At 38.7% G+C, this 25323-nt stretch carries 21 protein-coding genes and 1 CRISPR repeat array; of the genes, 9 read left to right on the top strand and 12 right to left on the bottom strand.

All coding sequences use genetic code 11. From position 1 onward, the window contains the following. Nucleotides 1–12: 12 nt before the first annotated feature. From MHH64_RS18865 to MHH64_RS18835, 7 genes are all read right to left on the bottom strand, one after another. Entirely contained in the window at nt 13–690 is a 678-nt protein-coding gene (locus MHH64_RS18865; RefSeq protein WP_340002207.1) for an amino acid ABC transporter permease, read from the bottom strand. A 26-nt stretch (nt 691–716) separates the two neighbouring features. Beyond that, a complete protein-coding gene (locus MHH64_RS18860) occupies nt 717–1505 on the bottom strand; it encodes an amino acid ABC transporter ATP-binding protein (protein WP_095313265.1) in 789 nt (262 codons plus the stop codon). Nucleotides 1506–1760: 255 nt separating this feature from the next. Then, the gene (locus MHH64_RS18855; RefSeq protein WP_095313263.1) at nt 1761–2645 is read right to left on the bottom strand and encodes a LysR family transcriptional regulator; all 885 of its coding nucleotides are present in this window, start codon (nt 2643–2645) and stop codon (nt 1761–1763) included. A gap of 185 nt (nt 2646–2830) precedes the next feature. Continuing rightward, nucleotides 2831–3085, bottom strand: a complete 255-nt coding sequence (locus MHH64_RS18850) for a spore coat protein (protein ID WP_095313261.1) — start codon at nt 3083–3085, stop codon at nt 2831–2833. Between the two features lie 12 nt (nt 3086–3097). Next, nucleotides 3098–3283, bottom strand: a complete 186-nt coding sequence (locus MHH64_RS18845) for a hypothetical protein (RefSeq protein ID WP_095313259.1) — start codon at nt 3281–3283, stop codon at nt 3098–3100. 340 nt (nt 3284–3623) lie between these two features. After that, a complete protein-coding gene (locus tag MHH64_RS18840; RefSeq protein ID WP_340002206.1) occupies nt 3624–4067 on the bottom strand; it encodes a hypothetical protein in 444 nt (147 codons plus the stop codon). A gap of 123 nt (nt 4068–4190) precedes the next feature. Next, complete coding sequence (locus MHH64_RS18835) at nt 4191–5441, bottom strand: DNA polymerase IV (RefSeq protein ID WP_303447486.1); 1251 nt, start codon at nt 5439–5441, stop codon at nt 4191–4193. A 137-nt stretch (nt 5442–5578) separates the two neighbouring features. Between MHH64_RS18835 and MHH64_RS18830 the strand changes: the two genes are divergently transcribed. The 3 genes from MHH64_RS18830 (at nt 5579) to MHH64_RS18820 (ending at nt 7252) form a co-directional block, all read left to right on the top strand. Beyond that, entirely contained in the window at nt 5579–5794 is a 216-nt protein-coding gene (locus MHH64_RS18830; protein ID WP_095313253.1) for a hypothetical protein, read from the top strand. After that, a complete protein-coding gene (locus tag MHH64_RS18825) occupies nt 5791–6111 on the top strand; it encodes a YolD-like family protein (protein ID WP_095313252.1) in 321 nt (106 codons plus the stop codon). Before MHH64_RS18830 ends, MHH64_RS18825 begins: the two co-directional genes overlap by 4 nt. 721 nt (nt 6112–6832) lie before the next feature. Beyond that, a complete protein-coding gene (locus tag MHH64_RS18820; RefSeq protein WP_340002205.1) occupies nt 6833–7252 on the top strand; it encodes a DUF3139 domain-containing protein in 420 nt (139 codons plus the stop codon). 140 nt (nt 7253–7392) lie between these two features. Here the strand turns inward: MHH64_RS18820 and MHH64_RS18815 are convergent, their stop codons facing one another. Genes MHH64_RS18815 through MHH64_RS18800 form a run of 4 tightly spaced genes read right to left on the bottom strand, consistent with a single transcriptional unit; the run spans nt 7393 to nt 11637 of the window. Next, a complete protein-coding gene (locus MHH64_RS18815; protein ID WP_340002204.1) occupies nt 7393–8559 on the bottom strand; it encodes a PrpF domain-containing protein in 1167 nt (388 codons plus the stop codon). Between the two features lie 17 nt (nt 8560–8576). Continuing rightward, complete coding sequence (locus tag MHH64_RS18810) at nt 8577–9020, bottom strand: hypothetical protein (protein ID WP_095313246.1); 444 nt, start codon at nt 9018–9020, stop codon at nt 8577–8579. A 1-nt stretch (nt 9021) separates the two neighbouring features. Continuing rightward, nucleotides 9022–10506, bottom strand: a complete 1485-nt coding sequence (locus tag MHH64_RS18805; RefSeq protein ID WP_340002203.1) for a tripartite tricarboxylate transporter permease — start codon at nt 10504–10506, stop codon at nt 9022–9024. A gap of 15 nt (nt 10507–10521) precedes the next feature. Beyond that, on the bottom strand, nt 10522–11637 hold the full coding sequence (locus tag MHH64_RS18800; protein ID WP_340002202.1) for a hypothetical protein: 1116 nt from the start codon (nt 11635–11637) through the stop codon (nt 10522–10524). Between the two features lie 157 nt (nt 11638–11794). Here MHH64_RS18800 and MHH64_RS18795 point away from each other — a divergent pair, with 157 nt between their 5' ends. From MHH64_RS18795 to tcuA, 3 genes are all read left to right on the top strand, one after another. Then, nucleotides 11795–12661, top strand: a complete 867-nt coding sequence (locus MHH64_RS18795; protein ID WP_095313242.1) for a LysR family transcriptional regulator — start codon at nt 11795–11797, stop codon at nt 12659–12661. Between the two features lie 98 nt (nt 12662–12759). After that, nucleotides 12760–13824: an isocitrate/isopropylmalate dehydrogenase family protein gene (locus MHH64_RS18790; RefSeq protein WP_118890331.1), complete on the top strand. Its 1065-nt coding sequence runs from the start codon at nt 12760–12762 to the stop codon at nt 13822–13824. A gap of 106 nt (nt 13825–13930) precedes the next feature. Then, nucleotides 13931–15445, top strand: coding sequence for an FAD-dependent tricarballylate dehydrogenase TcuA (gene tcuA / locus MHH64_RS18785; protein ID WP_340002201.1), 1515 nt, complete (start codon nt 13931–13933; stop codon nt 15443–15445). Between the two features lie 95 nt (nt 15446–15540). On the opposite strand, the gene solA is transcribed toward tcuA, so the two are convergent. Continuing rightward, nucleotides 15541–16665: an N-methyl-L-tryptophan oxidase gene (gene solA / locus MHH64_RS18780; RefSeq protein WP_303447498.1), complete on the bottom strand. Its 1125-nt coding sequence runs from the start codon at nt 16663–16665 to the stop codon at nt 15541–15543. 207 nt (nt 16666–16872) lie between these two features. Here solA and MHH64_RS18775 point away from each other — a divergent pair, with 207 nt between their 5' ends. From MHH64_RS18775 to cas3, 3 genes are all read left to right on the top strand, one after another. Then, nucleotides 16873–18024, top strand: a complete 1152-nt coding sequence (locus tag MHH64_RS18775; RefSeq protein WP_095313235.1) for a M20 family metallopeptidase — start codon at nt 16873–16875, stop codon at nt 18022–18024. A 119-nt stretch (nt 18025–18143) separates the two neighbouring features. Further along, entirely contained in the window at nt 18144–19577 is a 1434-nt protein-coding gene (locus MHH64_RS18770) for a YfcC family protein (RefSeq protein ID WP_340002200.1), read from the top strand. Nucleotides 19578–19759: 182 nt separating this feature from the next. Then, a CRISPR array of direct repeats spans nt 19760–22110; the repeat unit is 32 nt; unit sequence ATTTCAATCCACGCACCCAAGTAGAGTGCGAT. Between the two features lie 467 nt (nt 22111–22577). Continuing rightward, nucleotides 22578–24986, top strand: a complete 2409-nt coding sequence (gene cas3 / locus MHH64_RS18765) for a CRISPR-associated helicase Cas3' (RefSeq protein WP_340002199.1) — start codon at nt 22578–22580, stop codon at nt 24984–24986. The last annotated feature ends 337 nt before the right edge of the window (nt 24987–25323 follow it).

The raw sequence follows: 25323 nt of genomic DNA, 5'->3' as shown, positions 1-25323 counted from the left end.
TCCTCCAACAACTTAAGTTTCTCTTACGTAAGGTTTACTAATACGGTTTTCATACCAGGATTGTAAGCCGCTATATACAACGGTTAGTCCCCAATAAATAAGTGCAACTGCCATATAAGCTTCAAAAAAATTAAGCGTAGCTGTTGCAAGTAGCTTTCCTTGGGCGAGTAATTCTGTTACACCAATGGTAAATGCGAGTGAGGAATTTTTTAATAAACCGAGAAATGTATTTCCTGTTGCAGGAATCGCATTTCGTGCGGCTTGTGGCAAGATAATTCCTCGTAATGCTTGGGGGTACGTCATACCTACCGTTAATGCAGCTTCTGCTTGCCCTTTATCTACAGACTCCAGCCCAGCCCGAAAGATTTCTGCAAGGTATGCTGAAACATTTAAGCTAAATGCAATAATTGCAGCTGTTGTAGCACTAATTGAATTAAGCGCGGGGACTAATTGTGGCAAGCCAAAATAAATCATTAAAAGCTGCACGAGTGGTGGAGTCCCTCGAAAGAAGGAAATGTACACCTTGGATAATTGCTGTAAAATTGGAATTCGATTCACTAGAATTAAAGAAAGGAAGATTCCGATTATAATAGCAAACAGCATGGAAACGATTGATATATATAGGGTAACTGGTACATATTTTAATAGCTCAGGAATAATTTCAATCATATACCCAAAATCAAAATTCATATAAGACACCGCCATCTTTCTTGTAGTTATAGAAGAGCAAATTTGCCATTTTCTATATCCTTATCTAACTCCACGGAGGAGTGCTTTTGATAGTTCTGTAAAAATTTCTTTGTTCTCTCATTTTGCGGGTTATCAAAAATTTCTTCAGGTGTGCCTTGCTCTACAATTAAACCATCATCCATGAAAATGACTTTATCTGCGACTTCCCTGGCAAACTTCATTTCGTGGGTTACGATAATCATTGTTTTCTCCTTATTGGCGATACTGGATATGACACGCAGTACTTCACCAACCCATTCTGGATCCAGCGAAGAAGTAGGTTCGTCGAATAGAATGGCGTTGGGACCTACCGCTAATGCCCGCGCAATGCCAACTCGCTGCTGCTGTCCTCCAGATAGGGAGATCGGGTAGCTATCTGCTTTGCTTAAAAGTCCAACTTGATTCAATAAATGACGTCCGATTTCGTCCGCTTGTTTTTTGTTTAATTTCTTTGTGACTCTTAATGAATGGGTTACATTTTCTAGAGCTGTTTTATTTTTAAAAAGGTTGTAGTGTTGAAACACCATCGATGTTTGCATGCGCAATTTCTGTATTTCTGATTTGGTTGCCTTCGTTGTATCCACTGTTACATCACCGATTTCAATCTTTCCAGAATCAGGTTTTTCTAGGAAATTGATACAGCGGAGCAATGTCGACTTTCCAGAGCCAGATGGACCAATAATGGCTACCACTTCACCCTCAGTCACTTGAAAGCTAATATCCTTTAAAACAATATTATTTTTAAAGCTTTTCTTTATATTTGAGATCTTTATCATCGTATTTCATCCCTCCGCTTTATGAATAACTTTGATTATTCCTAGGGTTTTAGTTGGTTTTGAGATTATCGATTAGTATATCACGCGTAACTTAATCTAACAATAACTCTCCTTATAGAAAAATAAGGTCTCCCTTATAGAAAGGTTCTATATAGTTAGGCGGATAGTGGTGTGAATTGATAACTCAGCTTTTATCATATATGCCTAAACTGTTCTTTTGGTTCAATTTAGATCTGGAATGTGCATTTCTCTGCTTCAGTTTCTCTTGCTTCCTTCTAATTTAGCGATTTCTAGTAATTCCGTATAATAGTTTGGTGTTTCTTCTGTGTAAAAAATCATGTTTGTTTTCAGCGATAGATTTGATACAAAAGGTAAATTCACATGAACTAGTTCTTGACGGGCCAGTTCATTACGTACACTGATTTCTGGGAGAAAACCAATGCCCGTTCCACTTACCATCAAGCCTTTTGCAGTTTCCATATTATCTACTTCATATTGGATAATAGGTTTGACACTTAGGTTTTGAAATAGATTCCGTATCATGGACCAATCTAATGATCCACATTCAAAAAAGATAATCGGTTCTTGTGCTAATGCTTCGATGTTAATTGAATCAAAGCTTGCAAAAGGATGGTGAGGCTGTACAAACAGGTTGATTGGACTTTCCAATACTTTTTCAGATGTAATAAGCGGATGAGAACTATTCCTGACAAAACCAATATCAACTTCACGATTCAATACTTTATTTTGAATGGCATCACTTGACCCTGTAACCAGCTTTAGTTGCACGTCCGGATGTTTCTTTGTAAAAGCGGGTATGACTTTTGGAATTAAGTAATTGGATACGAGTTCTGTGCATCCAATTATTAACTGATCGGATAATTCTTTCACTTTTAATTGTTTCTTGCCAGTTTTATAGTATTGAATAATTTGCTCAGCATAAGGAAGGAATTCCTTTGCTTGCTCTGTGATCACGAGCTGCCTGCCAACCCGATCGAAAAGCTTCGTATCTAACTCCCGCTCCAACGTTTGGATTCGTGCTGTCACGGATGGCTGTGATAAGAACAGGGCTTTGGAGGCTTTGTTGATACTGCCAAAGTGATTCACTAACACAAAGGCTTCGATGTTTTCGATATTCATGATTTAAGTCTCCTTTAATTCTTAGTAATCTTATCAACATTATATATATAGGGGAGGGGAATGTCACTGGTAAGATGGAACGGAGAAGGAAAATAAAAATCGGCAAATATGTTATTTGCCGATTTTTATGGTGAAAAGGATATTCTGCGATTCAAGAAAATAAATGCTTTTCCATGTATAAATAGTTATTGACCTGAGCTTAGTTCCGTTTTTACTTGTTGAATCTCTTCAGGTGTCGCGGGTTGTGCTGGTTTATAATGACCATTCTGCAGTGCATAGCTATACACGGTCCGTTGGCGGGATTCGTCTCCATTACGTAAACTCACAAGTGTTTGTCTGAGTTGCGAATTATTTGCTTCACTTATATAGCCTGCATAGCTTTTTAGACTTGCATTTAATCCATTTAAATAATCGTTCACAATATCTTTATCTTGTAGCATGCTTCTTTCCTCCTATTGTAGAAATGGTAACAGCTGTTGTTGTGCCTGCCTTGCAGATTGTGCGTCTCGTTGTAAAATCGTTTTTAGTTCTGGGTCTGTTGCAGATGCCGCGTAGGATTCTAATTTGTTCGCAATCATTCCATGTTCACCAATCATTTTTCGTAAATTTTCTAGTTCGGTTTGTGTTAATTGATTCATGCAAAAGCTCCTTTCGAGTGGATTCATCGTTAGTTTAACCAGTAAAAGTTTGGATATTCTTCTATCCGGAATAGCTGTTTTTCGTTTGATAGTGGTAAGTTCGTCTTAGGTAAGTTTATTTGAGTAGAGATTGATTAGCTGTCAATGGAAGGAAAAAACGCGGTATTGGGATTCCTGTCTACCCAATATCGCGTTATATCAGTAAATTATATCTTTTCCCAAGCTCAATTCGTTGATTCTTTGTTCCTCTAATAAATACCTTAATCGCTCCTTCATTTCGTTGGAAGTGACAACACAACTTAAGATGGCAAAACGTGTCTTAATTTTCAATTCATATTGATCATTCACATCCTTGGAAAATCCATAATCGGTGATTCACATCGATAAGTACAAACTCAAATGATTTAATCTTCCTCCATGGGACAAAGCGCGCGCCACATAAGACTCCATCCTGTACGAACACAAACATATTGAAAAGGTCAGACAGATGGAAAATTGGAAGGATGAGTAGTAGGTATATAGACCAAAATAAATCAAAAAAATAGCTTGCAATGAGCATCGCGGTTAAATAAATAAGTGTTAAAGCGTAAATCATAATCCCAGTTTTTTGCTTTGAGTAGGTAGGAGGATATACAGGTTTTTCCGGGTGTTTTCGAATGGTATTAAATTCCTCGATCGAAGCAGGAAATACTATTTCTTGCTTCATTTTGATTAGCGTGATAATAAACCGATAACTGTATACGTAAATAATTGCTGCAAAAATCAGTTTCACGAATAATTCCATGTCCTCACCTCCATTATTTTCCTTATATCTATAATACGAAAAGGAAAGGCGGGAAGTTTCAGTAAAGTGTAAATTTCTAATAGAGTGGGGAAGAGGAACAAGCTAAGCTGTCCCTTGAGATTCCTAAGCATAATGCCCACCAATCTTCTTGCTGCGCTCCAACGTAATCCCTGCATCTGTATAACTGGAAGCGCGGAGAATAGCAGTGGATCCGTATTTATCACGAATCGCATCCATTACATAGCCGATGTCATTTTTCTTTGCGCGATCCTCAAATAAATCGAGCTGGACATCGGTCTGATCGAATAGCTTTGTTAAGGTGACGTATACATGTCTAATCATGCTTTTTCCATCATAAAATTCCTGAAATAATTGCATGCAAACTCCATACATATCCATGGTCACATTGGTAGGGATATCAATCGATCGGGAACGTGAAAATCCACCAGCTGTTTCTTTTGAATAGGAAATGCTAAGCTGGATGGTTCTTCCTGCCGTTCCTGCTGTGCGAGCCCTGCGGCATACTTCCTCACAAAGATCAAGAATGCAGTAAGAAACTTCTTCTCTCGTGTAGTCCCGAAGCAAAGATATGCCATGTCCGAATCCTTTTTGCTCTTGTTTTGTGAAGTCGCCAAAAACAGGGCTTAAATCAATTCCCCATGCATGCCAATAGAGTTGTTCTCCCATGACGCCAAAGCGTTTTTGTAAAAGCTCTAGTTTATAATTGGCGATTTGCCCAAGTGTGACAATTCCCATGCGGTGTAAGTTCTTCATCATTCGATGTCCGATTCCCCAAATGTTTTGAACAGGAGTTGGCCAGAGTTTTTCTGGTACATCCTCGTATTTGCATTCTGCAATCCCTGTTTTTTTAGCGTGTAAATCCATGACGACCTTTGCGAGAAATTTATTATCCCCAATCCCAATAGAAGAAGTAATTCCAAATCGGTCCAATATGTCACGCTGTATCTTGTATGCAATCTCCTGACGACTTCCGAAAAGCTTTTGCAGGCCATTTACGGTAATCCAAACTTCGTCAACCGAATATTGATGGATTGCTTCTGGTGGTGCGTAATCATGCAGTAATTTTGTTATTTCAACGGATACGTTTAAATAATCAGCCATATGGGCTGGCACAACGATAATGTTCGGGTCGTCTGGTAATTCGAAATAACGACTTACATTACTTACCCCATATCTTTGCTTTAAGGCAGGGGATGCTGCTAGTATAATACTCCCGGATCTGTTTGGATCTCCAACGACGGCAAGCATAACCTTCATCGGATCCTCATTTAGTTTCATTGCCTCGACGCTTGCGTAAAAAGAACGCATATCAATACAAAGCACATCATGACGGGGGTAAGAAGAATAGTCCAATTGACTCACTCCTTTAGAACGTTTGTTCCTAGTATATGCAAGAAAATGTAAATTATCAATGTTAATAAATAACAGTATATATGTTCGGTTTTTGTGGTATAATAGAACAAACGTTTCTATTTAAGGAGTGCGATAAGATGAAATTATTAAATCATGCTGTTCATGAGAAGATAAAGCTGGAAATGATTTATATGGCACGTAATGGTAAGGTTTCGCAACGATTTGTGCGTGTATTAGAGATACGTGAAGATCATATTTTAGCATATTGTTTTTATCGCAAGCGGGTCCGTACGTTCAAAATAGAAAATATTTTGTCGGTACAGAAAGCAAACAGGAAGGCGGCAAGTGCATGATACATGATCGCGGATCGAAGAAATGGACAGCACTCATGCTGCCAGAGCATATCGAAATGTTAAAAGCTTTACAGATTGAATATAATTATAAAGAAAAACCGATATTAGACGAACAACAGGTGGAAGAAAACGCGATAAAATTGCAGCTGGCAATCCATGATAACCTGACAATAGAGGTTAAATATTATAAAATGCATGATTATCATAAAGTAAAGGGTAAGCTGTTGAGCGTTGCTTTAAATGACTGCATTGTATTTGATAATGAGGAACGGACGAGAGTGAAATTTAGTGATATTATGGATGTTTTGGTCGTTTAGTTTTCTCATTTGCAACGAAGTGAAGTCTCGCAATCGATAGCAGCATTATAAACGAAAATGGAAAAATGGGAAAATATGTTCTGTTAAAAATGATGTATTATTGCTACAATAGAACTTGTACAAGAAGGTTTTCATGGGTGGTGGCTCACCCCTTTTAATCGAAAGGGGGTGATGGATGATGACGGTATATGAGGCGTTGGTTCTAATGATTTCATTTGGAGCTTTAATTGTGGCTGTGCTGTCAAACCAAAAAAAATAGCCACCCCATAAGCCTGACGAGCAATTAGGGTGGTTATTGGTATAGCTCTAATGTGAGTCGCCCCCTTGAAGGGCTATTGTATGGTCGTTAGTGTAGCAGCACTAGCGACCTTTTTATAGTGTATGCAGATTTCTTACTTTATTATAACCGATATTGATGAAAATGAAAAATCAGAGGGTAATAATAGGGGGTTTTTCACGTTTAAAATAAATTATCCAATTGTTATAGCACCACTCAACCTCGCTATGACACTAAAAACAAACCATATAGCACCACCCGACCTCACTATGACACCAAACGCAAACTTGATTTTATGATTGAAATTTTAGGAAGTTTTAGAATAACTAATTGCTGCTAAGCTCTAATAAAGCTATAATCGAAGCAAAACGGAAAATGGTAAATGTCCTGAATATGCCTGTTAAATAGATTAATTACAATTACGATGTATTGGAGCGACGCCAGATGAGTACCAAAAAGCTACTGATTATAGTTGGCATCTTTTTTATTGTTCTTTTCATTGCTGTTCCAGCTGGCTTTCTTTATGTGCTAAACAATGGAAATCCATATACGAAATACCTTGTGAATAAGCATGTTCCACTACGTCTGGAGGAGATGGGGTATACAGAGGATCAAATGGAGGAGGCACATTATGTAGAACCGAAGCACTTAACGAATACGGATTATTATCAAGGACATTACATGGTTGTATTTAAAGATGAACCGAATATAACGTATTATTATGGAGTAACGAAAAAAGGAAAACAGGTTCAGCAATTTTGTGATAAAGATATCCTTTCAGCTGATGGCGTGACCGAAAGTTTTGAGGGAGAAACGAAGTATAGTGAAAAAGAATGTCAGCATTCCTTGGATAATAGGGGATAGATAGAATGAATTGCTGGAGAGAGGTATTTCAAGTTCGTTAAAGTTCAGGTTTTGTCTGTTACATGCTCAAGTAACAATAAATAATTCCAGGATGAGAAAAGCTTCTCGGATAGGAGAAGCTTTTTATCATGTAAAGTATCTTATTTACGAATCGACTCCGTTTCATTCCAAAATAATTCCTTAGGAACATATGCGTATCCTTCCATTAAACGTCGAGAGGTTCTTGCAACAGCGGTTTTTTCGAATTGAACATATTGACCATTATCTATAAATGTAATAAGGAAATCCATGGAACCAGACGGGTGACCGATGATGATCTCATCAGCATCAGGATTATTGCAGCACTCATAAACGACTGTTCCCTTCAGTTTAGCAGCTGCCGCAGTACATAGTCCGCCAGTAACGGGAAATGTTTTGTGCATTTTTTGCATGGACATTGCTCGAGCGGTTAAATGAATATGATCTCGTTTAACGAACTCGCCGTGTACCGTTGAATAGGTTTGACTAGGAGAAACCATGATTACTTTAGGACTGGATGGCGTTTCTTTTGTTGCGTCATGCGCATCGCTTACGAAACCAAGTTTTTCAGCAGCTGTTGAGCGTATTTTTTCCAGCATGCTTAAATGTTCTTTCGTAAGGTCTGTCGGCTGTTCTGTACCAGTTAAACCTAACTGATTTGCATGAACGAATACAACAGGTGCGGTTACGTCAACAACGCTGACTTCAACTTCTCCTGCTTCTGTTAAAAGTATTTCTTTTCGCTTTCCTGTAGGGAAAAGCTCGCCCGTTTTAGCCCCAGATGCATTTAAGAAGTTTAACATGATTTTTGCCCCTACTCCTGGTACACCGTCAATCGTGTAATCACCAGTTGAACGAGCTTTGCCAGACTCCACAGGAACTTTAGCTTCGATAATTCCATTCGTGTTCGTATTAAAAATCCTAACGGTGGTGTAAGGTTCCTGGGCAGCAACTAAACCTTCATCGATTGCAAAAGGGCCCACACCGCTTAAAATATTTCCGCAATTGGAGTTATAATCTACTTTTCCTGTGCCTACTCCAACCTGTCCAAACGTATAATCGATATCAGCGTCAGGTCGAGGGGAAACGCTGACAATCGCTAATTTGCTCGTAAGGGAATCGGCTCCCCCGAGACCGTCAATCTGTCTTTCATCTGTCCCGCCATATATCGATAAAATTACCTTGTCCCTAGTCATGGGATTTGACGGCAAGTCATTCTTTAATATGAAAACTCCTTTGCTTGTTCCGCCACGTATGATGGCAGAGCGGATTTTTTCATAATCTCGCATGTTTCATCCTCCTTGTCTTAAAGACCAAGTAAATTTGTTGGCCAGTATATATCGAGGGCCGAGCTCAATAATGAAATACCAATAAGTACAGCAATAATAGATATACCGGTGTGTATAAAATTCATCCTGGATTCAAGTATTAAAAACAGAATTAAGAAGATTGCAGTTGCAAGCATTAATCCTCCAATATAAATGAGTACTAAATAGCCGAGAATCCAGCCTATATATCGAAGTGGTGCAAGTAAAGAGATTTTAATTTGTTCTCCTTCCTTAACCTTTTGTTTATAGAGCTTGTAAACCTCTGTAATTAAATAGATTAATGTCAACACAGAACCTGCAATGGATATATATAAAGGGAAAAACTGCGCTAATTTACTAAACGTTAAGGCTTCTATAATTGCTAGCGTAAACAGGATAAAAAGAAAACCACTGAATATAAGATTAAGGTAATCTTTGTTCATCTTAATTGATTCCTCCTTGTTCGTAATCCTTACTGAATCGTTTCATTATTGCTCCTCCTGAAAGAAGTACGACGATAATAACAGCAAGGAAAATAACGATTGGATTTGTAATCCATTCCCAGCCATATCTTTCAATAGAAATCCAATAATACCGTTCAGCAGGCAGGGCAAGGACAAAACCGATCAGCAGTGGTGGCCTTGGCCAGTCCAAGATGGTCATAACATAGCCAAGCAAACCAATCATGACAAAGATAATCAGATCTCCCCAAGACATCGTACTTTGATAGGCACCGATTACAAGTAAAACGAGAAGGAAAGGAACGATTTTTTCTCCAGGTACAAAACTGATCTTCGAAATCGGCCGAACTAAAATCATACATAGCAGTGCTCCAAAAACATTAGCAAAAACCAATGTCCACACAATCGATAAAGTTATGGATAAATCAGTAGTGAGCATTTTCGGACCAGCTTCTAATCCCATGAGCGTTAGCCCACCCAGTAAAATCGCCGTTGTACCACTGCCAGGTATCCCGAAAAGCAATGTCGGTACTAAGGAACCCCCTTCTTTTGCATTGTTTGCACTTTCTGGAGCGATAACTCCACGAATATCTCCTTTTCCAAAATGGTTATTTTTCACTGTCTTTTGGCCAGCCCCATAGGCAATCCAATCAACAACACTGCCGCCTAATCCAGGGATGAATCCAATTAAAACTCCGATTACAGCACTTCGGAAAACAAGGAATTTATTTTTTAATGCATCCATAACGCCTTTTAAAATGCCGCTTTGTAGTGTTGCATGATTTGCTACACTGCCTTTATTTGTCAGCATGGTGATGATGATAGGAAAGGCGAATATAGCCATTGCGACTACTGGTAAAGAAACGCCTTGCGTCAAATATAACGTGTCGAATGTGTACCGATATTCAGGAACAGCTGGTGCACTGCCGACAGAGCCGATTAGTAAGCCAAGGATTCCAGAAATGATACCCTTCAAAGGCGATTTACCAGCTAGTAAACCAGCCATGCTAAGCCCCAGCATGGTTAGCATAAATAATTCAGGTGAACTAAAAGACGTAATTAATGGTCTGGCAAAAGGGATTGTTAAATAAAGCGCAATCCCACCAATGACTCCTCCTATCATGGAACAAAAGAAGGCGGCCCCCATTGCCCTGGAAGCTTCTCCTCTTTTGGCTAAAGGAAATCCATCCATGATGGTTGCCTGTGAGCCAGATGTTCCAGGTATCCCTAAAAGAATTGATGGAAAGGTGTCACCAGTATGAATAACAGCAATCATTCCAATTAAAAGAGCCATTCCTACATATGGATCAAGACCAAAAACAAATGGAAGCATTAAAGACATGCCTACTGTGCCGCTTAAACCAGGCAGTAATCCAACAACAACCCCAATACCGATACCTATAAACATATAGACAAGTCTTGAGGGATCTAATACAATAAATAGCGCTTCAATTGCACTTTCGATCATGAAACTACCTCCCCTCTAAAGCTTTTTAATATCAATGTCAAAATTAGTTCGTAAATACTCGATAATCCATTGCTTGGTTTCTTGCGATATAGAGAAGGATTGTTTAATCTGCGCGTTCAATTCCTCACCTACATACGTGTTATATCCCTCTAAGATTTCTTCAGAATGGGTCGCAAATTCTTCGTCATTAATTAGAGCTTCCATCCCTTTTTTCAGTAAGTCCTGGTAGTTACCTGGCGCGTCATTGTGCACCCAAATTACTTTATTCAATGTATAAGAAGCACCTACCGTTTGTTTGTACGCATCCCATACATCTCCACTTGGCTCCTCTCCATAGATGTCTACGTAGATTTCTTCAATGGTTGGAAGATCAGGGAATTGTGGATCCCGGATGAGATCCCCATTAGCATCAATCTGTCCTAAGCTATACAAAGGTACTGCTCTGTCTTCTTCTACAAGTGCTTCAACACTGTTCTTATAGGCAGTTGTTGTTTGGTAATCGATGTTACTTTCTCCTTGCTCAAATGCAACGCGGGAAGGTCCACGCCCTTCATACCCAAGAACAGCTTTTACATCCATCTTTAGAACTTCGAATGATAGCAGTGTTACTAAATCTAAGCCTGTTGGGGAAATACCGGCATAAAACAATTCGTCTTCTAATGACATTAAATCTTCCATTCCACCCTTGGCCAGTTCTGGTTTTGTGTAAACAACACCACCAGATGGTGCCCCGATTAACGGTGTGAAATTACTCAAATCATAGTCTACAGAAGACTGCTCTAACATAAATGGAACATGGGAAGAAGCGCTTGAAGTAAGAATGTTTAAGCCATTTGGCATACGTGAATTAGCATATTCATTTGTTCCGGTAATGCTTGCTCCCCCAGGGATATTTTCAACTTGAACTCTAGGTTTACCTTCAAGGTGCTTTGCAAAGTAAGGTGTCATAAACCTGGCGAAAACATCGGTACCGCCACCAGCTTGAAAAGGTACAACAAAGGAAATGGTCTGTCCATGGTAAGAATTGTTACCCCCATTTTCCTGATTACTTCCTGTTGCCTGCAGTGTATTGCAGCCCATAAGAAAAAAACATATGATGAGCGTTAGTACAGGAATAGAACGTATCTTCAAAATATTCATCTCCTTCCGAATTATCTTAGTCAATATAGTAAACGCTTTCAGTGTATAAGTAAAATAATGATATTTTATTTATCTTCATAAAAAAACTTGATAACGAAAGGGGACTTCTTCCATAATGGAATTAACATAAAGTAAATGGAGGGAGAGCATGGATCAAAAAGATTGGATTTTAATGAAAACGCTTTACGAACAAAGGAATATGACACGTACCGCTGCCAAATTATATGTATCACAGCCTTCTCTGAGCTATCGGTTGAAAAACTTAGAAGAGGAATTTGGGGTGCCGTTATTTTTTAAAACGAAACAAGGAATAGGCTTTACTTCAGAAGGTGAATATTTAGTCCAGTATTCCAAAGAAATGTTAAAACAGCTTCAATTGATGAAGGATACAATGAGCAATATGGAGGAAGAGGTATCAGGTATCTTACGCATAGGAGTATCTAGTAATTTTGCACAATACTTACTTCCGAAAGTTCTAAAAAACTTCTCTAAAAATTACCCGAATGTACGATTCAATGTAAAAACCGGATGGAGTACACAGGTGATTGATCTTCTGAATAATTCAAGTGTGCATGTAGGGATTTTAAGAAGCGATCGCGGATGGCAAGGGGAAAAGATGTTGTTAAGAAAAGAACCGCTCTATCTCATATCCAAAAAGAAATTGAATATGGACCTGTTGCCGGAGTATCGATTGATTAATTACAGTACGGACAGTTCATTGAAGGATAGCATAACCGCTTGGTGGGCAGATCAATTTTCGGAACCAGCAAATATAGAAATGGAGGTTGATCGGCTGGAGACGTGTAAGGAAATGGTTAAAAATGACTTCGGATTTGCAGTTGTACCGGGTATTTGCCTGAAGAAGGATGATGGTTTGTACCAGCAGGAAATATGTTTCAAAGATGGAAGCCCTGTGACAAGGGAAACGTGGCTGATGTATAATCAATCCTTTGAAAATCTAACCGTAGTGGACCGGTTTGTCAATCATTTGAGAGAATGGAATGGGAAAGATTAGATTTTCTTATCGGAATAATGAGAAAAAAAGTATTAGACACGAATGTAATTTTTGATTAATGTATAGGCAACTGCTGATATAAAAGGGGAGAAGAAAGTATGGCATTATATAAGCTTGGGGTACTAGAAGGAGACGGAATTGGGCCGGAGATTGTCCAAGCAACAATTAAGCTTGTCGAAGCAATTATGGAAAAGCATGATGTAAAAGTAGAGTGGGTTCCACTTTTAGTTGGCTGGAAAGGCATAGCAGAAACCAACCATCCATTGCCAGAGGAAACGAAAAAAGCGTTGGAGAATTGTCATGCTTGGCTGCTTGGACCGCATGATTCAGCTTCTTATCCTGAAGAATTTAAATCGATCCGTAATCCGAGTGGTGAGCTGCGCCATCACTTTGATTTATATGCGAATATTCGTCCGGCTAAAAGCATTCCAAGTATCAAGGGTGTTGTAGAGGGAGCAGATCTCGTAATCTATCGGGAAAATACAGAAGGATTCTATGTTGATCGCAATATGTACCGTGGTGTCGGAGAATTTCAGATTACAAAGGATGTTGCAATTACAACAGGTGTTTTTACAAGACAGGCCATTGAACGGATAGCCCATGCAGCCTTTCAAAAAGCTATGCAGCGTAAGAAGAAAGTAACAATCGTGCATAAAGCAAATGTCATTCGGATAGGGTCGGGCATGTTTTTAGATATTTGTAAAGAAATCTCAAGGGAGTATCCAGAGGTCGAGGTTGACGATTACCATGTGGATGCAATGTGTGCACATGTGGTTCGGCGAATTCAGGATTTTGATGTTATCGTTACAGAGAATATGTTCGGAGATATACTGTCCGATTTAACGGGAGAGTTGATTGGCAGTTTGGGACTTGCACCTTCGATAAATACAAATCAAGAGATCGCTATGGCACAAGCAGCTCACGGATCAGCACCAGATATTGCTGGAAAAGACCTTGCTAATCCAATTGGGATGATGCTATCTACGGCTCTATTATTCGAATGGATGAGTGAAAGGTTTGGGGACAGCAGGTTAGAGATAGTAGGTAATAAAATTGAAGAAAGCTTGCACCGAACACTATTGGATGGAATTAAAACGAAAGATTTAGGTGGAGATAAAGGTACCCAAGGGTTCACTGCTGAGGTTTTAAATAGAATTCTCTAGTTATAAAATAAATTTATTGAATACGCTAAAAAAACAGTATTTTATTTATGTTAAAAGCAGCCCTATACTGAGCGTAGAAGATAAATTTTACTAGGGAGGATTAAGCATGAGTAACCAAAAAAAAGCTTACGATGTAATTGTTGTGGGAACAGGAAATGCAGCACTTTGCTCAGCAATCGCAGCAAAAGAGAATGGTGCCAATGTACTTATTTTAGAACGTGGACCAAAAGAAAAACGTGGTGGAAATTCCTTTTTCACAGATGGGGCTATTCGTTTTGCCTATCAAAACAAAGGTGAACTAGAGCCCATATTGAATCAACTATCCCCCAAAGACTTTCAAAATACGGTTATGCCAGATTATGATACGGAAGATTACTATAATGATATTATGAATGTGACGGAAGGAAAGAGCGACCCTAACTTAGCGCGACAGCTTGTTGACAAGTCGTACGATACGATTCAGTGGATGAAGAGCCAAGGTGTGCAATTTGAGTTAAACGAGAATCAATCCTTTAACAATAATGGAGTGCAGCAATTTTGGGGAGGTCTCCCAGTAAAAACAAATCGCAAAGGTATCGGGCTTATTGAAGCACTTATTAATAAGGCTGAAGATTTAAGTATAGAAATTCGCTATAATACGAGAGCTATCGGGTTACAGACAACTAACCAAAAGGTAAGCGGTATCACCGTGGTGGAAAATGGTGAGGAAAAGCAAATTCCTGCAAAATCAGTTGTGCTGGCATGTGGAGGCTTTGAAGCAAACAAAGAAAAACGGGCCAAATATTTAGGGGGAGAATGGGAGAAGGCTAAGGTAAGAGGGAGCGAATACAATACAGGTGATGGTTTAGATATGGCGATAGAAGCTGGAGCGCAGCCATATGGAGACTGGTCAGGCTGCCATGCGCATACGACCGATTTTCAAGCTCCACAAGTCGGGGATTATGGTAAACCAGGAGATATTTATAAAAAATCTTCTTATCCACTCGGACTAATTGTCAATATCAAAGGAGAACGCTTCGTGGATGAGGGAGCAGATTTTCGGAATTATACGTACGCAAAGTATGGAAAAGAGACGCTGCGCCAGCCAGAACAAAAAGCATTTCAATTGTTTGATGCGCAGGTTCGTCCTTTGCTGCGAGCAGAATATAATTTAGAAGAAGCAACGTGTATCAAGGCGAACACAATTGAAGAACTTGCTGATAAAATGAATATTGATAAAGCTAGATTCATAGAAACGATAGTGGAATATAATCAAGCGGTTCAACAAGGGGAGTATAACCCAGCCATCAAAGATGGAAAGGGAACGAAAGGCATTACGCCATCAAAGAGTAATTGGGCGCTTCCGTTTAATCAGGCACCATTTTATGCCTATCCGGTAACATGTGGAATTACCTTCACATTCGGGGGAATTCATGTTAATGAAAAAGGAGAAGCACTAGATAAAAATCAATCACCAATTCCAGGGTTATTTGCAGCAGGTGAGATGGTAGGGGGCTTATTTTATCATAACTATCCAGGAGGATCTGGATTAATGTCTGGTGCTGTATTTGGCAAGTTAGCGGGAGAGTCTGCAGCGAGTTATGTGCTTGAGCCCGTGGGGGCGACTCATAAAGAAAATTAATAGATATGAGGCACTTTGAAGAAACAAGGATTCCCAGCATTCTATTGCTGGGAATTCTTGTTTAGCTAATAATCGGCTGGAATCTAATTGAAGTATTAAAACCTATCCAACGAAAAATAACCTATATCCAATGAGCTCTTCCCATGAATAACCATCTGGCTTAACAGTTCTCCCACTCCACTGCTAAACTTAAATCCATGTCCTGAAAATCCGCAAGCAGTTATGACATTTTGATAGTTTGGAAGTCGATCGATTATGAAGTTTCCATCTGGTGTGTTTGTATAGGTGCATACTTTTCCTTGTTTGTGCTTTAAGTCAGCAGACATATATTGGTGGATAAATTGTGTGACATCTTGCTTGTCTTCCGGATATGTACCAAATGCTTTTAATGTCTCTTTTGTTTGGACAGGGTATCCTCCATCATGTCTTCCAATTTTAATGCCAGCCCCGTCAATACTTGGAAAGCCGTAGTAGATTTCATTTGCATTATCATAGGACCAAGCTGGGAATGTATGCGAATGGTATATTTCTTCCTTTGCCTCAAACCAGGAGAATGTTTTTCGCACCGGTTGCAATGGCAACTCGTAACCGAGTAAGGATAAAATCTGGTTTGTTCCCTTTCCAGCTGTTATAATGAGCTGTTTTGCTTCAATATGCTGATCAGCTAGCTCAATTGTTGTAAGATCGTTCGTTACATTCAAATGCTGTACCTGACTATTTGTGTATAGATTCGCACCGTGTTTTATTGCAAGGTCACGGTAGGCAATAATAGCTTCTTCACTCATTAAAACTCCTGAATTCGTTTCGAAGCAACCAATTAGAGAATCTGGCAGATGATAACCGGGCCATCTTTTATTTATCTCTTGGGCGGTTAATATCTCAGCAGATAACTTATATTTTTCAACAGATTGCATGACATTTTGTAAAAAAATAGATTCCTTAGAACCAATATTTAATACCCCTGTTTGATGAAAAAGTTTTCGATTTGAAGCTTGTTCAAGCTCATACCATAATTCTTGTGAACGTAATGCCAAAGGAACATAGCTATCACCTTCCCCATAAGCATGCCGAATAATTCGAGTTTCGCCATGGTGAGACCCATTAGAATGAGGCGGATTATTGGAATCAATTAAAGCTACTGTTTTGCCATTCTTGGCAAGATAATATCCGGCTGCCATCCCCATAGAACCAGCACCGATTATTGCAACATCGTAGATCATGATTTGCGCTCCTTTAATTTTTATACAATTATTTTAATCGAATATACAAAGTAGCTCAATCCAAATCTACTAAAATTAGTTTGATTGTTAAGGAGTAACATCTTATATAAATAGAAATGAGTATAATTATTCATTTGCTATGCAACATTTTTTAAGATATTATGGTATAATCCATAAACGGAAGTATTTTGAATTGGAGGCAATAGTGTGTCACTCGTGAAAGATTTTGAAAATATAAAAGATAAACTTATTAAAATTACTAATCAATTGTATGAAAATCCAGAGCTTGGAGATCAAGAATTTGAATCTATGAAGCTACTGGTTGAATATTTACGTTCCCACAATTTCGAAGTGGAAACAGGCATTGTAGATCGTCCGACAGCTTTTCGGGCAGAGTTTTCCAGCAAAAAGCCAGGACCAACAGTTGCGTTTCTAGCAGAATATGACGCGCTGCCTGGAATTGGCCATGGCTGTGGTCATAATTTAATCGCAACGATGGCAGTTGGTGCTGGAGTTGTTCTTAGTAAGCATGTACAAGAAATAGGCGGGAAGGTCGTTGTTCTTGGAACTCCTGCCGAGGAAACAAATGGAGCGAAAGTACCAATGGCTGAGCAAGGAACTTTTGATGATATTGATGTGGCGATGATGGTGCATCCAGCTGATGTTTCTTCTGAAAGTGGACCGATGCTGGCAATGGATGCTCTGCAATTTGATTATACTGGAAAAGCATCCCATGCAGCTGCTTCACCTGAAGAAGGGATTAATGCGCTGGATGCTGTTATTCAATTATTTAATGGAATCAACGCATTACGAGAGCATGTTCCGTCAGATGTACGAATGCATGGCATCATTACGGAAGGGGGACAGGCCGCAAACGTAGTGCCGGAGAAAGCTGTCGCTCAATTTTATATTCGCGCAAATGAGCGCAAGGTTGTAGATGAGGTAGTACAAAAGGTAAGAAATATTGCAGATGGTGCAGCATTAATGACAGGTGCATCTGTTGCAATATCAAATTATGAATTGAGCTATGACAATATGGTCACAAATAATGTATTATCGGACGTATTTACTAAAAATTTAAAAGCGCACAGTCCGCACCCTGTCTATCCAGCTGTAGCTGCAACTGGTTCGGCCGATATGGGAAATGTAAGTCAAGTGGTACCAGCGATCCATCCATTTGTTGGAATGAATAAGCCTGGACTTGTATTCCATACGAAAGAGTTTGCAGATCAAACGATTACGAAAGATGGCGAGACAGCAATTGCTGATGCAGTGCTTTCCTTAGCACAAACTGGTTATGACATTATGACGGATCAAGATTTACTATCCGCCATAAAAACCGAATTTGAAAAACGATAAGTTCAGTTTTTACATGGTTACAGGTAGTGAATTGCCGCTTCTTAGCTGTTTGTAGCGATTCACTGCCTGTTATTTTTTTATATACAACACGTGAGCATATACAGAAGGAGAGATTTTTAATGCATGACGATACGATTTCTAATGAAGGAAATCTGAAAAGAAAGAAAAGGAAATTTGAATTCCCCCATGTATTCGCATTGTTATTTGGCTTAATCATTATTACCGCTTTATTTACATATATCGTTCCAGCTGGTGAATACGAACGAGAGGTAAATGATGCAGGAAGAACAGTTGTAGTGGACGGAACGTATCAGCAGGTTGAGTCAAATCCGACTAGCCCTTTTGGGATTTTAGAAGCTGTGCATAAGGGGATGGTTAATGGAGCTGAAATCATCTTTTTCATTTTTATTGTTGGTGGAGCTTTTGGGATTCTGAATGCTACAAAAGCAATTGAAACCGGACTCGCGAATGTTTCAGCAAAAATGGCCGGAAAGGAAATTTATCTCATACCGGTTGTTATGTTATTATTCGCACTGGGCGGTGGAACATTTGGGATGTCGGAAGAAACAATTCCATTTATCTTAATATTAGTTCCATTAGCAATCAAGATGGGATTCGATTCGCTTGTCGGAGCGGGAATGGTTATAGTAGGATCCTGTGCAGGCTTTACAGCATCATTTATGAATCCTTTTACGGTTGGTGTGGCTCAGGGAATTGCAGAAATACCGCTGTTTTCCGGGATGGGAATTCGTTTTATTATCTGGCTTATTTTTGTCGCATTTAGTATTGCATTTGTCATGATTTATGCCAAAAAAGTTAAGAAAAACCCGGAAACCAGTTTGATGTATGAGATTGACAAGCGAAGGACTATGGATGATGCTGAACATGACCCTATAATAATGCAGTTAACTCCTAGACATGCGATTATTATTGGTCTGTTATTTTTAACGATTATTGGACTTGCGATTGGGGTAACTTATTTTGATTGGTATATCATGGAAATCGCTTCCTTGTTCCTGCTGATGGGCGTTATCGCAGGTTTTGTTGCTAAGCTAAGGGTGAACCAGATTGCTGAATCCTTTGTAGACGGCTGCCGAGAACTTGTTGTAGGTGCACTAGTAGTCGGAATGGCTTACGGTATCCTGGTCGTACTAGAGGAAAGTAATACAATTGATACGATTTTATATAGTCTATCGGGTGCAATTGGTCAATTGCCAACAACATTTTCTGCGATGGGAATGTATGCAACGCAAAGCTTTTTAAACTTCCTTGTGCCATCAGGTAGCGGGCAAGCTGCATTGACAATGCCTATTATGACTCCATTATCTGATTTAACAGGTGTAAGCAGGCAAACTGCTGTACTGGCATTTCAATTAGGTGACGGGATTTCGAATGCAATTACTCCTACATCTGGTGTTCTAATGGCATCGCTCGCATTGGCAAAAATACCATGGATAAAGTGGATTAAATGGGTTTGGCCTGTTATAGTGTTATCTTATATTGTTGGGGCGATTATTATTACGATTGTGCATTTATTTGTTTGGACGGTTTGAGTAGGGTTTTTAGAAAAGACACAATAATATGAGCTCAGTAAAATTACCTTCGACATAGTATTGATATGGATACTATATCGAAGGTATTTTGTGTGGAGAAATCCAATTTTCATAGGTTGGTGTTTTAATCTAGTACTCATATTGAGTGCTGGATTACGGGATCCATTGTAAATGGCTGTAGAATTTCAATCCACGCACCCAAGTAGAGTGCGATGAAGGAACTTACCGTTTCAGTAACAGAGTTTGAATTTCAATCCACGCACCCAAGTAGAGTGTGATCCATGTTCTTCTGGCATTATCGTATTGTCTTTATCATTTCAATCCACGCACCCAAGTAGAGTGTGATCCATGTTCTTCTGGCATTATCGTATTGTCTTTATCATTTCAATCCACGCACCCAAGTAGAGTGCGATGACGATTTTCCGGATGACCCAACAAATACACCAGATATTTCAATCCACGCACCCAAGTAGAGTGCGATACCCATATAGTTGGATCTCCGTTCTCATCTACTGATTTCAATCCACGCACCCAAGTAGAGTGCGATAAAAACATCAGTGTCCTCTCCTCTCTTCCGTGGAATTTCAATCCACGCACCCAAGTAGAGTGCGATTCAAAAGATTTGGCACCGTAATTGGAAAGCAAAGATTTCAATCCACGCACCCAAGTAGAGTGCGATGTTTTCCCGCCACCTGCTGGACCGGTAATAAACGTATTTCAATCCACGCACCCAAGTAGAGTGCGATCCATAACTCCGCAGCGATATTTCGGTACTGTTCGATTTCAATCCACGCACCCAAGTAGAGTGCGATGTTTGGAATTCGGAAAAAGTTTCGCGGTTAGTCCGATTTCAATCCACGCACCCAAGTAGAGTGCGATTTTTATGACGTCACAAATAAAGTTACATTGTTTAATTTCAATCCACGCACCCAAGTAGAGTGCGATACCCGGTTTTTTTATTTGGAGGGTGTTTTATGGATATTTCAATCCACGCACCCAAGTAGAGTGCGATTGCTTTGCATTTCCTCGATTACTTGTTTTACATCTATTTCAATCCACGCACCCAAGTAGAGTGCGATCAATTAGGATAGCCAAGCAACTACCTAGCCTCATAATTTCAATCCACGCACCCAAGTAGAGTGCGATAAGATCAGCAAAACCGAATAGATGCTGCTAAAGCATTTCAATCCACGCACCCAAGTAGAGTGCGATATTGCACTTACTGTTCGATGTGTTGCATCTGAATTTCAATCCACGCACCCAAGTAGAGTGCGATATACTGTTCAACCCTTGAACATGTTCCAACATGATTTCAAACCACGCACCCAAGTAGAGTGCGATCATCAAGCAACTGCAGGAACTAGCAAAGCAAACGATTTCAATCCACGCACCCAAGTAGAGTGCGATTAAATAATTCGTTTCTGACGTAGTACCAAAATAGGATTTCAATCCACGCACCCAAGTAGAGTGCGATCACCGAAATATTTTGATAAGGCAAAGATATACCGATTTCAATCCACGCACCCAAGTAGAGTGCGATCCATCATTCGGTTGGGAAATGGGTCCGCCTAGCGAATTTCAATCCACGCACCCAAGTAGAGTGCGATAGATGAAATTTTCTCTAGCTGTCCTTCTTGCGGCATTTCAATCCACGCACCCAAGTAGAGTGCGATTCCAAGAGTGCAACAACGTATTTAATCCGCAACAATTTCAATCCACGCACCCAAGTAGAGTGCGATAATAAATTTGATGCTAAGTTGAGTGGATATTGGAATTTCAATCCACGCACCCAAGTAGAGTGCGATTGAGATATTTAATCTTAAGGAAAGTTAGTTGAAATTTCAATCCACGCACCCAAGTAGAGTGCGATGCAATCGCAATTAATAACTCAAGTTGGTTTGGTATTTCAATCCACGCACCCAAGTAGAGTGCGATGTACCCCGAATTAAATGTGAGGGTTAAAATGAGGATTTCAATCCACGCACCCAAGTAGAGTGCGATTGATCGGAATTCCTTCATCAACTTCATTTGTTGGAATTTCAATCCACGCACCCAAGTAGAGTGCGATACAGGGTTTGCAAGGTGTGCAAGGTGAAAAAGGTATTTCAATCCACGCACCCAAGTAGAGTGCGATCAAAATATCTTCTACCACACCGCAAAACAGATTAATTTCAATCCACGCACCCAAGTAGAGTGCGATCTGCAATGATGTATAATAAAATGTTACCATATGGTATTTCAATCCACGCACCCAAGTAGAGTGCGATATCGTTTGTTACCGTTACGGCGTGCGTTAATTCTTATTTCAATCCACGCACCCAAGTAGAGTGCGATTGAATAAACGATGAATCCAATCCTTGAATACTGATTTCAATCCACGCACCCAAGTAGAGTGCGATATTGCCTTTTGGTCAATACGGTTTGGGCATTTACAATTTCAATCCACGCACCCAAGTAGAGTGCGATTGCAAGAGTTGGAGGAGCAGCAAACATATATCAAGATTTCAATCCACGCACCCAAGTAGAGTGCGATAGCGATTTCGGGCAAAAAAACTAAAAAATATCTAAAATTTAGCCTGTAAATCACTATTTTTCTTAAATTATGTAAAAAAACGATCTTAAATTGATAGGAAACACAAAAATCTAATATATTTGGAGGTGCTAACCTCCTAATGATTTTATGTGCACTTGGGGTTAGCACTGATAAAATCGTAATAATACTTTCAAATATTTATTGTTGAATAGTCTGAATAATGATTTGAAGTAATAGATAGTTCCTATTACGTTTTGTAATTACATTAATAGGAAATTTATCACCTTTTCACAAATTGGAGAATTAATAAATGTATATGATTTATTATAACAAAGATAATAAATACCAACAATAATCTCAAAATTAATCCTCCAAATGTTAAAATAATACAAAAAAATAGTAAATTACGATGAATTATACACTGATAATTGGTACTATAGTAATATATTGTTTGAGGAGGGTGAATAATGAAATATATTGCTCATGTTCGAGAAAGTGATAATAAAATTCAAACAGTGCAAGAGCACTTACTTGGTGTAAAAAGATTAGCTGAAACATTTGGCGAAAAGTTAGGTCTAAAACATGTGTCTGGACTAGCCGGATTACTTCATGACCTGGGAAAGTACACGGATACATTTCAAAAATATATTAATCAAGTAGCTTTCCATCCTGAAAGTAATGAAATGAAGCGTGGAGACGTTGATCATTCTACTGCGGGAGGCAAGTTATTGTTTTCCATGTTTCATAACCAGGAAAGTTCAGCTCATGAAAAACTTTTAGCTGAAATAGTTGGAAATACAATTATTTCGCATCACAGTAATCTACATGACTATATTTCTCCTGAAATACAATCTGACTATTTAAGGCGTGTGAAAGATAAAGACTTAGGAGAAGAATATTCACTAGCGGTTGAGCGTTTCTTTCAAAGGGTAATGAAAGAGGAAGAGTTTAAACAATATGTTTCCATTGCAGTAAATGAACTTAAGCAATTTATGGATATGAGTCCCACACAAAGTTTTTTCCTAACGAAGTATATATTCAGTTGTTTAATTGATGCTGACCGAACGGATACAAGACAATTTGAAGAACAATCGGAAAACGTACAGGAATTGCATCATGAAGAATTATTCGCCTCCTACTATCAAAAATTAATGAACAAGCTTGATTCTTTTAAAAAGCATAATAAAGGTAATAATCAAATAAATAGACTACGTCAAAAAATGTCGGAACAATGTGATTTGTTTGCTGAGAAGCCATCTGGAATCTACACGTTGTCAATACCTACTGGAGGTGGGAAAACGCTTGCGAGTCTTCGCTATGCATTAAAGCATGCTCAGAAATTTAATAAGCAACGAATCATTTATGTTGTTCCCTTTACCACAATAATAGAGCAGAACGCCCAAGAAGTTCGAACCATTTTAGAAGATGGATCCCATATATTAGAGCATCATTCTAATGTTATCGATGAAATTGAGGAAAATGATGAGCTATCTGACGGTGTAATTACTATGAGAGAGAAGCTGAAGCTTGCTCGTGATAATTGGGATAGCCCAATAATTTTCACCACAATGGTTCAATTTTTGAATGTATTTTATGCCAAAGGAAATAGAAATACACGGCGTTTACATAATTTAAGCCATTCGGTACTTGTCTTTGATGAAGTACAAAAGGTACCAACCAAATGTGTATCCCTTTTCAATGAAGCGGTAAATTTCTTGAAAAAAGATGCTCATTCCAGCATCTTGCTTTGTACTGCAACACAACCAACATTGGAAAATGTAAATCATTTTCTTTTGAAAAACAGAGATGGAGAAATTGTGCAAAACCTATCTGAGGTTTCCAAAGCTTTTAAAAGGGTTGATATCATTGATCGAACTGACAAATCAATGAATAACAACCAGTTAACAGAATGGATTGAATCAAATGCAGAATCATGGGGAAGTACGCTTGTCATTTTAAACACAAAATCTGTAGTCAAAGAACTATATGAGAAATTAAAGAATGGCCCATTGCCGGTTTATCATTTGAGCACATCCATGTGTGCTGCACATCGGAAAGAAATTTTAAGTGAAGTTAGGAAGCTACTAAAAGATAAGGTTCCTTTTATATGTGTAACAACCCAGTTGATTGAAGCTGGTGTAGACGTAAGCTTCAAATGTGTAATTCGTTCGTCAGCTGGATTGGATTCAATTGCTCAGGCTGCGGGAAGATGCAACAGACATGGGGAAGACGCTGTGAGGGATGTGTATGTGATTGATCATACTGATGAGAATATTTCGAAATTGAAGGAAATAAAAACTGGTAAAGAAATAACAGGTAATGTGCTTTCTCGCTATAGTAAGAAAGCAGATGAATATGATAGAAGTTTATTATCGCAAATAGCGATGGATGAGTACTTTCGACATTACTTTCAAAGAATGGAAGCAGATTTAAATTATTATATTCCACAGGTAGACAAAGAAATGACAAAGCTGTTGATGGCAACTCGAAAAGAAAGCGATTACGTTCATGCTTATAAAAAGAAATATAAAACTGGATTGCCTTTATTTTTAACTGGAAGCTACAAAACTGCAGCAGATCATTTCCAAGTTATAGATCAATTAACGACTTCTGTAATCGTGCCTTATGGAGAAGGGAAGGAGATCATCACACAGTTAAATAGCGTTGAAAGAGTTGAAGATTTATCAAAGCTGTTTAAACAAGCGCAACAGTATACAGTGAATTTATACTCACAAGCATTAAAACAATTGAAGCAGGAAAATGCAATTGTTCCTCATATGGAAGGTGCTATTTATGAGCTAAGAGAGAATTGGTACAGTGAGGATTATGGTGTTGATTTAAAGGGAGAGAGTGATATGGGGTTTATGTCATTTTAGAATAAAAACCTATCTGTTGCAGATAGGTCTTCATTTATTATTATTTTTATTTCAATCCACGCTATATGCGATTAGTAAAAATTATATGCCATAAATGCAATCTTTAGAACCTGTCTTTTCTTAAGTTTAACTCAAAAATAATAATAAATGTAGCAAGATAAATACTCACCTTCATATTATGAATTATGGAGGTGGAATAGATGAAAGTTCAAAAATCTAATTTAGAAGAAAGCCTATCTAAAAAAAGTATTGAACTGTTGTACTTAGAGATTTTGAAGGATATGGCTGAGACTTTAAAAAAGATAAATACAACTAAATAGTTGGAAAATGCTCCTTG

Source organism: Oceanobacillus sp. FSL K6-0127 (assembly GCF_037983385.1).
GTDB classification, from domain to species: Bacteria; Bacillota; Bacilli; order Bacillales; family Amphibacillaceae; genus Oceanobacillus; species Oceanobacillus profundus.
The sequence above is the reverse complement of the archived record's forward strand: the minus strand, read 5'-3'. Positions and strand labels throughout refer to the sequence as shown.

Excerpts from the sequence above, each read along its gene's own strand:
- MHH64_RS18815 (WP_340002204.1), bottom strand. The coding sequence starts at position 8,559 with ATGCGAGATTATGAAAAAATCCGCTCTGCCATCATACGTGGCGGAACA.
- MHH64_RS18850 (WP_095313261.1), bottom strand. The coding sequence starts at position 3,085 with ATGCTACAAGATAAAGATATTGTGAACGATTATTTAAATGGATTAAAT.
- MHH64_RS18855 (WP_095313263.1), bottom strand. The coding sequence starts at position 2,645 with ATGAATATCGAAAACATCGAAGCCTTTGTGTTAGTGAATCACTTTGGC.
- MHH64_RS18845 (WP_095313259.1), bottom strand. The coding sequence starts at position 3,283 with ATGAATCAATTAACACAAACCGAACTAGAAAATTTACGAAAAATGATT.
- MHH64_RS18830 (WP_095313253.1), top strand. The coding sequence starts at position 5,579 with ATGAAATTATTAAATCATGCTGTTCATGAGAAGATAAAGCTGGAAATG.
- MHH64_RS18790 (WP_118890331.1), top strand. The coding sequence starts at position 12,760 with ATGGCATTATATAAGCTTGGGGTACTAGAAGGAGACGGAATTGGGCCG.
- solA (WP_303447498.1), bottom strand. The coding sequence starts at position 16,665 with ATGATCTACGATGTTGCAATAATCGGTGCTGGTTCTATGGGGATGGCA.
- MHH64_RS18795 (WP_095313242.1), top strand. The coding sequence starts at position 11,795 with ATGGATCAAAAAGATTGGATTTTAATGAAAACGCTTTACGAACAAAGG.
- MHH64_RS18805 (WP_340002203.1), bottom strand. The coding sequence starts at position 10,506 with ATGATCGAAAGTGCAATTGAAGCGCTATTTATTGTATTAGATCCCTCA.
- MHH64_RS18840 (WP_340002206.1), bottom strand. The coding sequence starts at position 4,067 with ATGGAATTATTCGTGAAACTGATTTTTGCAGCAATTATTTACGTATAC.
- MHH64_RS18825 (WP_095313252.1), top strand. The coding sequence starts at position 5,791 with ATGATACATGATCGCGGATCGAAGAAATGGACAGCACTCATGCTGCCA.
- cas3 (WP_340002199.1), top strand. The coding sequence starts at position 22,578 with ATGAAATATATTGCTCATGTTCGAGAAAGTGATAATAAAATTCAAACA.
- tcuA (WP_340002201.1), top strand. The coding sequence starts at position 13,931 with ATGAGTAACCAAAAAAAAGCTTACGATGTAATTGTTGTGGGAACAGGA.
- MHH64_RS18810 (WP_095313246.1), bottom strand. The coding sequence starts at position 9,020 with ATGAACAAAGATTACCTTAATCTTATATTCAGTGGTTTTCTTTTTATC.
- MHH64_RS18770 (WP_340002200.1), top strand. The coding sequence starts at position 18,144 with ATGCATGACGATACGATTTCTAATGAAGGAAATCTGAAAAGAAAGAAA.
- MHH64_RS18865 (WP_340002207.1), bottom strand. The coding sequence starts at position 690 with ATGAATTTTGATTTTGGGTATATGATTGAAATTATTCCTGAGCTATTA.
- MHH64_RS18820 (WP_340002205.1), top strand. The coding sequence starts at position 6,833 with ATGAGTACCAAAAAGCTACTGATTATAGTTGGCATCTTTTTTATTGTT.
- MHH64_RS18860 (WP_095313265.1), bottom strand. The coding sequence starts at position 1,505 with ATGATAAAGATCTCAAATATAAAGAAAAGCTTTAAAAATAATATTGTT.